The following is a 10,014-nucleotide window of genomic DNA, read 5'->3' as shown; positions in this document are numbered from 1 at the left end:
CTGAAGGACGGCCTGATCGACCAGTTCGGCGCCCGCGCCGACGTGCTCAAGGCGATGTCGGCGCCGCCCGGCGCCCGGCAGGTCGCGACGGCGCCCAATGTCGCCCGGCTGGTCAAGACGGAGCAGGCGTCATGACCAGCCTCCCGACCACCCCAGCCAGCAAGCAAAGCCCCCACGACGCCGTCTGGACCGTCACGCTGGAAGCGGAGCCTGCCGAGCCGTCGCTCCGCAAGACCATGCTCGCCGGCGTCGCAGCCGTCGTGATCGGGTTCGGCGGGTTCTTCGGATGGGCCATGACGGCCGATCTCAGCAGCGCCGCCATCGCCCAGGGAACCGTCATCGCGAACAGCCACCGCAAGACGGTGTCCCATCTTGAAGGCGGCATCCTGGCCGAACTTCTGGTCAAGGAAGGCGATCTGGTCAAGGCGGGACAGGTCCTGCTCCGGATGGACGGGACCATGGCCAACGCCCAGCTCGGCCAGATCGAAAGCCAGCTATGGACCGCCCAGGCCCGTGCCGCACGGCTGCGCGCCGAGCAGGCGGAGCAGCGCTCGCTGGTCTACCCGGAAGACCTGATCGCCGCCGGCAGGCGCAACCCCGTCGCGGCGGACGCGATGGCGACGGAACTGCGCCTGTTCGCCGCCCGCTGGGACGGCTACGACGGGTCGCTGGCGATCAACCGCCGCAAGATCGACCAGTTGCGGGAACAGATCGTGGCGCTGAAGGCGCAGGAGAGCGCCACCGCCGACCGGCTCCGCTACACCAACGAAGAACTGGCGACGATCCGGTCGCTGCTCGAGAAGGGCTACGAGCGTCGCCCGCGCCTGCTGGAGATGCAGCGTCTCTCGGCCGAGCTGAAAGGCCGCGTCGGCGAGCTTGCCGCCAACCAGTCGCAGGCGGAACAGGCGATCGCCGCCGCCGAGCTGGAGATCCTGGCCCTCAAGCACACCCGCCGGACCGAGATCGCCGACCAGCTTCAGCAGACGCAATCGACCCTTGCCGACATGACGGAACGGTCGCGCGGCGCCACCGACGTCGTCAGCCGCAAGGACATCGTCTCGCCCCAGGACGGCAAGGTGACCGACATCCGCTTCTACACGCCCGGCGGCGTGATCGGCGCCGGCGCTCCGATCCTGGATCTGGTCCCGGTGGACGACGATCTTGTCGTCGAGGCGCAGGTCAGCCCGGCCGACATAGACAGCGTGCGGGTCGGTCAGATCGCCAATGTGCGGCTGAGCGCCTATAAGCAGCGCAAGGTCCCGATCATCGACGGTCACGTGACCTATGTCGCCGCCGACCAGGTGACCGACGACCGGACCGGCCAGTCCTATTTCACCGCCAGGGTCAGACTGGACGATGAGTCCCTGAAGTCGCTCCACCATGTGGAGATGATCCCCGGCATGCCCGCGGAAGTCATCCTGATCAACGCCGAACGGCGGGCGATCGATTACTTCCTCAGCCCAATCACCGACAGCATGAGGCGGGCATTCCGAGAGGAATGACCGGACGGCGAACCATGCGCATCCTTTTCCTGCACAATCACTTCCCCGGCCACTACCAGCACGTGGCGGCGGCCCTGGCGGCGGACCAGCGCAATCAGGTCGTATTCATCACCAGGGACCGGACCGGCAGCATCCCCGGCGTCGACAAGCGGGTCTTCACGCCGGCGCGTTCGGCCGACCAGCCGACCCACCACTATGTCCGCCCGTTCGAGGACGCCGTGCTGCACGGCCAAGCCGTCTACCGTCTGTGCGAGCGGCTGAAGCGGGAAGGCTTCGTGCCGGACCTGATCTGCTCGCATGCCGGCTTCGGTCCCAGCCTGTTCATCAAGGACGCCTTTCCCGACTCGCCGCTGCTCGGATATTTCGAGTGGTTCTATCATGCGAAGGGCAGCGACGCCGATTACCTGGACGGTCCGGTCAGCGCCGACGACGCCTGCCGTATCCGCAGCCGCAACGCCTCCATCATGATGGAACTTGCGAACTGCGACTGGGGCCTCTGCCCCACGGTGTTCCAGCGCGGCCAATTCCCGCCGGCCTTCCAGAACAAGCTGACGCTGATGCATGACGGCATCGACACGGACTTCTTCTCCCCCAGGCCCGGCGCCCGAATGGTGCTGCCCGGCCTCGACCTGTCCGGGGCCGGAGAAATCGTGACCTATGCGACGCGCGGGATGGAGCCCTACCGCGGCTTTCCGCAGTTCATGCGTGCCGCCGATATCCTGCTGAAGCAGCGCCCCGACCTGCATATCGTCGTAGGCGGCGACGATACGGTGTCCTATAGCCGGCTGCCGCCGAGGGGCCGCACCTACAAGCAGATGCTGCTGGAAGAGCTGCCCGGCCTGGCGAACCATCCGCGTCTTCATTTCGTCGGTCCGCTCGATTACCCGGTGTACCGCGACATGCTGCGGGCAACCGGCGTCCATGTCTACCTGACGGTGCCCTTCGTTCTGTCCTGGTCCATCCTGGAGGCGCTTTCGACCGGCTGCCTCGTGGTCGGCGCCGACAATGCCGCCGTCCGCGAAGTGATCGATCCCGGCACGAACGGATTGCTGGCGGATTTCTTCTCGCCGGACGACATCGCGTCGAAGATCGCATCGGGGCTCGACCGGCGCGCCGCTATGGAAACGATCCGGCTAGCCGCGCGGCAGCGGGTCATCGAGCGCTTCGCCCTGAAAGACCTTCTGCCCCGCCATCTCCAACTGATCCGCCATCTCGCGGGCAGCGCCGAGCCGGCTGAAGAACATCACCTGCAACTTGCCGCTTCTGCCTGAACGGCAGGACGCAGGACTGCCTGTGACTTTTTGCGGTAAAATGCTTCGGATTTAGAAATGCTTTAGACCGATCAAGCAATTCTCATTCGAAATAATCGAGCACCAACCTCAACAGTTTACTTGCAAGAATTTACATGTTTCTCCTAGTTTTCACTCAAGATTTTGCATTGCACCCTGATTTTTAACTTCCAGTTAACACTTAAAGCGGTAGTTTCTTCTTACCGAAGAAACGGAAACAACTTGCTGATCCCTTTATAGGAGGCACTGACATGGCAACCCTTCCCGGTGGCGCTTACGACGATTTCCACGTTGGCACGTCCAGCGCCGACATGATCTTCGGTGGAGCTGGAAACGACATGCTGATGGGTGAAGGCGGCGACGACTCGCTCGTCGGCGGTGTTGGCGACGACCTTCTGTTCGGCGGAGACGGCAACGATATTCTCAACGGCGGCGCCGGCAACGACATGCTGTTCGGCGGGGCCGGCAGCGACGTGCTGAGCGGCGGCGGCGGCAACGACATCCTGGATGGCGGCGACGGCGACGACATCCTGTCCGGCGGGGCCGGCAACGACATCCTGTCCGGCGGCAACGGAAACGACATCATCGACGGCGGATCGGGCGATGACGTGATGTTCGGCGGCGACGGCAACGACGTGCTCTCCGGCGGTTCGGGCAACGATGTGCTCGACGGCGGCGTCGGCAACGATACCCTTTCCGGCGGCTCAGGAAACGACGTGCTGTTCGGCGGCGACGGAAACGACACCCTCGGCGGCGACGCCGGCGACGATGTGCTGAACGGCGGCAGCGGCAACGACATCCTCTTCGGCGGTCCCGGCAACGACATCCTGGACGGCGGCGCCGGCAGCGACACGCTGTTCGGCGGCGCGGGCAACGACACCTTCGTCTTCACCGGCGGCGGCGGCCAGGATGTCGTGATGGACTTCAAGCAGGGTGACGACGTCCTCCAGATCGCCCGCAACATCAACGGCCTGGACATCGGCAACGCCGCCGACGTGGCGGCCCGCGTTCTCGACGTCGGCGGTAACGCGGTCATCGATCTGGGCAACGGCGACACCGTGACCCTGATGAACGTCAACGCCCAGGATGTGCAGAACAACCCCAACGCCTTCTTCGTGATCAGCTAAAGCCCACCCGGCGGCGGTCCCCACTTCAGCCCGGGGATCGCCGCCGGTTTCCACGACAACCGCAAATCCCGATCGGACGCCGATGCTCCCGACCTCCCTCGCGATACAGATCGATGCCGGTGCATCCGCCGGTGTCCCCACTGCCCGCCTCCATGGTATCGGCAGCGATTTCGTCATGGCAGTCTGGGAAACCGCGTCGGGGAAGCATCGGTGCCGCATCGTCCCGTCGGTCGACGGCGCGGAGGCCCCCCGTCCCTATACCCTGCTCACCGTCCCCACTTCCTGGGGCGGCGAACGCACGCTGGCGTTCCTGCGCTGCCCGGCAGGCACCGGCGTCATCGGCTTCCATGACGAAAACGACCGCGCCGTCGCGACCGCCCCGGCGAATGCGCCCGCCAGCTTCGACGCCGCCTTGCTGCTGAGCGGCCTGGACGGCGCTGCGCGGCTGCGGGTCGTCCGCCTGCTGCTGGATTTCTGCCGCAGCGCCTTCAGCCTTCAGAACGATCCGCTGTTCGCCGGCCTGTGCCGCCGCCTGATCCTCGAGCTTTCGCCGACACCGACCGTCCTCACGGCCCGCTGCGCACCGACCCGGCATCTGGTCCTGTGCGACGGCAGCGTTTCCGCCGGATTCGGCGAGGTCACCGCCACCGTCGTCCTGACCGGCTCCGCAATGCGCCGCCTGGATGTTTCCCCGACGATAGGGCCGGTCGCGGACAAGCGGGGCCGTTTGCCGCTCCACCTCGTCATCGACCGTGCGCTGTGCGGCTCGGAAACCCTGGTGGTCCTGCTTGGCCGCACAGGTCTTGCCTGCCGCACCGTTTCCGGCGCATCCGGCGAACTGCCGACGCTGCTGGAGTGGCTGGAGCGCCGCAAACCCTGCCCTCCCGCTCTCCGCGACCACGTCATGCGCGCGCTTGCGGTACGGGCGGCCGACGAGCCGCAGGCGGCGGCGGCCGTCCGAGAACTTCAGGTCCTGATGCCGCTGCCGCGCCGGCACGTCGCCTCGCCCGACCGTCCCGTCGGCGGCGACGTCGACGTGGCCGTTTCGACCGGCGACGGCGGGCTGTTCGTGTCCGGCTGGCTGCACGACCCGCACGGCATGGTCGAGGGCCTGCGCGTCGTGTCGCCCTTCGGCGACGAGCGCATCATCACGGACCTGCCCCACCGCTTCCCGCGCGAGGACGTTGCGGCAATCTACAAATCGTCCGCCCCCGCGGGCTTCGCCGCCTTCCTTCCCGGCGCCCTCGACCCGGCCCCGGTCCTGCAATACCGTTGCGAGTTGCTGTTGCGCTCCGGTGGCAGGATCGACATCGTTCCGCCGCCCCGCCCGCTCAACCCGGCGGACGTGCGGGCCGCCGTGCTCGGCAGCATGCCGCCGCACCATGTCGGCCAGGCAGCGCTGGAAACCTGCATCGCCCCGGCGGTCGCTCCGATCCACGCGTCGATGGTTGCCGATCTGCCTGCGCCGGAAGTGATCCACTATGGCAGGCCTATCACCGACCCCGCCGTGTCGATCATCGTCCCGCTCTACAAGAACCTCGAGTTCCTGCGTTTCCAGCTCGCCGCCTTCGCGATCGATCCGACAGTAAACAGCCCAGGCGGCGCCGAGATCATCCTAGTCCTCGACAGCCCCGAGCAGCGGGCCGAGCTTCAGCACTATCTGCACGGGTTGTTCGGTCTCTACGCGATGCCGCTGACCCTGGTGGTCCACGCCGCCAACCATGGCTACTCCAGCGCCAACAACTCCGGCGCCGCCGTCGCCCGTGCCCGCCACCTGCTGTTCCTCAACTCCGACGTGATCCCCGACCGTTCCGGCTGGCTGCCGCTGCTGTGCGCCGAACTGGAAGCCTCGCCCACGACCGGCGCCGTCGGCCCCAAGCTGCTGTTCGAAGACGACTCGCTCCAGCACGCCGGCCTGTACTTCGGCCGCGACTACAAGGGCCGCTGGATCAACCAGCACTTCCACAAGGGCATGCCGCGCGACTTCGCCCCTGCCTGTCAGCCGCGCGCGGTCCCCGGCGTCACGGGCGCCTGCCTGCTGATGCCGGCCGACCTGTTCCACGAGATCGGCGGCTTCACCAGCGACTACATCATCGGCGACTACGAGGATTCGGACCTCTGCCTCAAGATCCGCGCCGCCGGCCGCGAGATCCGCTACGTCCCGGCCGCCGAGCTGTACCATCTGGAGCGCCAGTCGATCAGCCGCCACGCAGGCTACACGCGCGGCGTCGCCTCCGAATACAACGCATGGCTCCACGCCGGCCGCTGGTCCGGCCTGATGGAAGACCTGATGAACCGCGACTGGACGGCCGGCGGGCTTTCCGCCCTCGCCCAGAAAAGCCTCGCCACGAGACGCCGTAACCGCAGCAGAAAGGCTCCGGCAGCAGCATGAGCACGCCCCAACCGATTTCCTCCGCCCTGCCCGCCAATCAGCGCGTGATCAAGCTTCTGGTCCGCCAGGACGTGCGCGACGCCCAGCGGCTCGACTGGCTGTGCGAGAGCATCGCGCGGAACCGCTTCCTGCCGGTGCCACCGTCGGAGAACATCTTCGTCGGCGACGGCGATTTCCGCGCGATCGGGGCCGAGTTCCTGCGCCATTTCGTGAAGCTCGGCGATCTGCGCGAAACCGACAAGGTACTGGAGATCGGCTGCGGCATCGGCCGCATGGCGGTCCCGCTGACCCAGTACCTGACGACCGGCACCTATGACGGCATGGACGTGGTCGCCGACGGCATCACCTGGTGCAGCCAGAACGTCACGCCGGCCTATCCCGCCTTCCGCTTCCATCACATGGACGTGGCGAACGACCTGTATAACCCGCAGGGCCGGATCGATCCGGGCGCCGTCGCCCTGCCCTTCGCCGACAAGGGCTTCGACTTTATCCTGCTGACCTCCGTCCTGACCCACCTTCAAGGTGCCGAGACGCTGGCCTATGCGTGGGAGATCAGCCGGCTGCTGAATCCTGGCGGACGCTGCTTCCTCAGCCTGTTCCTGATGAACGACACGGCCCTGGAAGGGCTGCGCTCCGGCGACAACCGCCTGGCCTTCAACCCGGATGAAGTCGGCCCGACCTGGCTCGCCAACCCGGAGGTCCCCTCCGCCGCCGTCGCCCATGACGAGGAAGCCCTGCTGGACATGTTCGCCGGCGTCGGCCTCAAGCCCGCCAAGCCGGTCGTCTACGGGACCTGGTGCGGCCGGCCCAACGCCGTCAGCTACCAGGACCTGCTGGTGCTGGAAAAGGTCGGGTCGCCATGACATCTGTCCGGAGCCGCCCGGCCCCGCTCCCCCGCGTCCTGTTCGTCTGCCACAACCACCCGAGCTTCCATCCCGGCGGCACGGAGATCTTCGCCCACGACCTGTTCCGCCACATGAAGGACGTGGACGGGATCGAGGCGATGTTCCTCGCCTGCACCAACAAGGTCCACCGGGAACAGAAGCCCGGCACCAACTTCCAGACGGTCGGCCGCAGCGCCGACGAACTGGTCCTGTGGGCCGGCCATTTCGACCGCTTCTACCAGAGCCAGATCGACCTGCACGGCATCGTGCCGGACCTGTCCAACCTGCTCCAGTCGTTCCGCCCGGACATCGTCCACATCCACCACACGCTGCTGCTGGGCGTGGAGATGCTGTTCCTGATCCGGCGCGTCGTGCCGCAGGCGCGCATCGTCTATACCCTGCACGACTACTATCCGATCTGCGCCAACGACGGCCAGATGGTCACGACCGACGGCCACAGGCTCTGCACCGGCGCTTCGCCCGACGCCTGCCACCGCTGCTTTCCCGACCGCACGCCCGACAAGTTCGTCCTGCGCGAGAAGCACCTGAAGAGCATGCTGTCGCTGGTCGATCAGTTCGTTTCGCCCAGCCATTTCCTGCGCGAACGCTATATCGCCTGGGGCCTGCCGGCCGACAGGATCGCCGTGCTGCGCAACGGCCGCCCGGCGGACGACATGATCGCCAAGCCGACCGTCCCCATGGCGGTCCGGAACAAGAAATCCGCCCGCCGCAACGTCTTCGGCTATTTCGGCAACCTCAGCCCCTACAAGGGCATCCGCGTCGCCCTTGAGGCCGCGAAGGAGCTGTCGAAGGACCAGGACTTCGTCCTTCACGTCCATGGCGGAATGCCGTTCCAGACCGAGGACTTCAAGGCGGAGATCGAAGCGCTGTCCGCCGCGGCAGGCGCGAAGGTCATCCGCCACGGCGCCTACCGCCGCGACGAGATGGCGAAGCTGCTCGCCGCCGTCGACTGGGTCATCACGCCGTCGATCTGGTGGGAGAACGCGCCGCTGGTGATCCAGGAAGCCTTTCAGCAGCGCCGCCCCGTCATTTGCAGCGACATCGGCGGCATGGCCGAGGCCGTCACCAACGGCCATGACGGCCTGCATTTCCGCGCCGGCGACCCGGCCGATCTGGCCCGCGCCATGCGCAGGGCCATCAGCGAGACGGGCCTGTGGGAATGCCTTTCCTCCAACATCGCGCGTGTGCCGAGCCTGGCCGATAGCGCCGCGGAACACCGCGCCCTCTATGCCGACCTGACGACGGCCGCATCCTTGCGGAGTTCCGGACGATGACCAATACCGTAACCCAGATCAACCCTAAGGCCGATATCCAGATCGCCGTCCTGGTGGACGAGAAGACCCTGCTGCTGTTCGGCTGGATCGACCGCGCGCTGCCGTCCTCCGGCGCCGCCAACTTCTCCGAAGGCGTCGATTCGGCTGGAACCTATGACGGCCACTTCTGGCCGCGCGACGAAGGTTCCTACTGGTTCGTGGCGCTGCTGCGGTTCGACAACATAGCACAGATCCGGCCGCAGCGGCTCAGCATCACCGGGGCGGACCGGGGCACCCGCTACACGATCCCGCCGATCCAGAACATCAAGATCAATCCCTGGACCCTGCTTTCCACGCTGAAGGAAGACATGCCGGAAGCGATGCCGGTCGTCTTCGAGTTCCTGCACAAGAACCTCGGAGAGGCTGCTCCGTCCGAACGCACGACCCGCCTGATGCTGGCCTTTCTCCAGGCGATGGCGCAGCCGGACGGCTTCGCCGAGATCTTCGGCTGCATGACCGGACTGGGAGCGCTGGTCCAGGGCTGGTCGTTCAACCTGATCGCGGGGGAGCACGACCTCCTGATCGAGACCGACGCCTGCCGCAGCTTCGGCAGCATCATCGGCAGCTTCGAGCGCTCCGACCTGCCGTCGACGGCGCGCGGCGTGCTGGGCGTCATGACCGGGGCCGACACGCTCGACCTCAGCCGCATCCGGCGGATCTACTACAAGGCGGCCAAGGGCTGGTGCTATCTCGAGATCTTCGAGAACCGCACGCTGCTGAACGACCAGAGCGCCGTCCCGCATCTCCGCGCCATGCTGCCGACCCTGACCGGAGATCCTTCGGTGCTTCGCACGCTGAAGCGCCTGTCCAACGCCCAGTACGAAGGGTTCGAGACCGTCAGCCGGCTGGAAGTTCCCGTCCGCGTCGGCCTCGACACCGCCGTCCGCGTTCCCGGCGCCGGAACCCTCGTGACCGGCTGGGTGCTCGATCCCGACCACCACGTCAGCGCCATCACGCTGAAGGGCATCGGCGTTTCCGCCCGGATCGACCTGGACTGGTGCCGCACCAACCGGCGCGACGTCAGCGAGGCCTTCGCCAAGGATGCGCCGTTCGCCGGCAAGATCGTACCGGGCCAGGACGCCCACGGTTTTCTAGCCTTTGTTCCGGAGCCTGCCGATTCGCCCGAACAGTGCGAACGGTATCTGGAGCTGTCGCTGGCCGACGACGCCTGCGCCTTCATGCCGGTCGCGACATCGAAGGCCGGCGCCCCGGCGCTGCGCCGTCTGCTCTCGATCATCAACCTGAACGATCCGGCGTCGGAAACCATCATCTCCCGCCATATCGGCCCGCTGGTCCAGGCCGCCGGCAGCGCCTCCGCTTCGGCGGAACCCTCCGCCACCGTCTACACGATGGGCAAGGCGCTGGTTGCCCCCCGAGTCTCGGTCGTCATCCCGATCGCCGACGGCCGCGACGACATCGACGTGACGCTGGCCAAGCTGGCCGTGGACCGCGATTTCAAGGGCACGGAGATCGTCATCGCGTCGGG

The 10,014-nt window shown here is 66.8% G+C and carries 7 protein-coding genes; all 7 read left to right on the top strand.

The window, feature by feature from the left end; all coding sequences use genetic code 11:
- Positions 1 to 131 precede the first annotated feature (131 nt).
- Positions 132 to 1,502, top strand: a complete 1,371-nt coding sequence (locus tag AC5JJ6_RS26590; protein ID WP_496044960.1) for an HlyD family type I secretion periplasmic adaptor subunit — start codon at positions 132 to 134, stop codon at positions 1,500 to 1,502.
- Between the two features lie 14 nt (positions 1,503 to 1,516).
- Positions 1,517 to 2,773, top strand: a complete 1,257-nt coding sequence (locus AC5JJ6_RS26585; RefSeq protein WP_496044959.1) for a glycosyltransferase — start codon at positions 1,517 to 1,519, stop codon at positions 2,771 to 2,773.
- Between the two features lie 269 nt (positions 2,774 to 3,042).
- Positions 3,043 to 3,918 (top strand): calcium-binding protein, encoded by an 876-nt coding sequence (locus AC5JJ6_RS26580; protein WP_496044958.1) that lies wholly within the window; start codon positions 3,043 to 3,045, stop codon positions 3,916 to 3,918.
- Positions 3,919 to 4,000: 82 nt separating this feature from the next.
- Positions 4,001 to 6,310: a glycosyltransferase gene (locus tag AC5JJ6_RS26575; protein ID WP_496044957.1), complete on the top strand. Its 2,310-nt coding sequence runs from the start codon at positions 4,001 to 4,003 to the stop codon at positions 6,308 to 6,310.
- Complete coding sequence (locus AC5JJ6_RS26570) at positions 6,307 to 7,173, top strand: class I SAM-dependent methyltransferase (RefSeq protein WP_496044956.1); 867 nt, start codon at positions 6,307 to 6,309, stop codon at positions 7,171 to 7,173. The genes AC5JJ6_RS26575 and AC5JJ6_RS26570 overlap by 4 nt, the downstream gene beginning before the upstream one ends.
- Entirely contained in the window at positions 7,170 to 8,489 is a 1,320-nt protein-coding gene (locus AC5JJ6_RS26565) for a glycosyltransferase family 4 protein (RefSeq protein WP_496044955.1), read from the top strand. Before AC5JJ6_RS26570 ends, AC5JJ6_RS26565 begins: the two co-directional genes overlap by 4 nt.
- The coding region (locus tag AC5JJ6_RS26560; RefSeq protein WP_496044954.1) for a hypothetical protein at positions 8,486 to 10,014 on the top strand (1,529 nt) is incomplete at its 3' end. The genes AC5JJ6_RS26565 and AC5JJ6_RS26560, both read left to right, overlap by 4 nt.

The sequence above is a fragment of the Skermanella sp. genome, from assembly GCF_059503625.1.
Note: the sequence above shows the minus strand (reverse complement) of the source record. Positions and strands in the feature narration are given on the sequence as shown.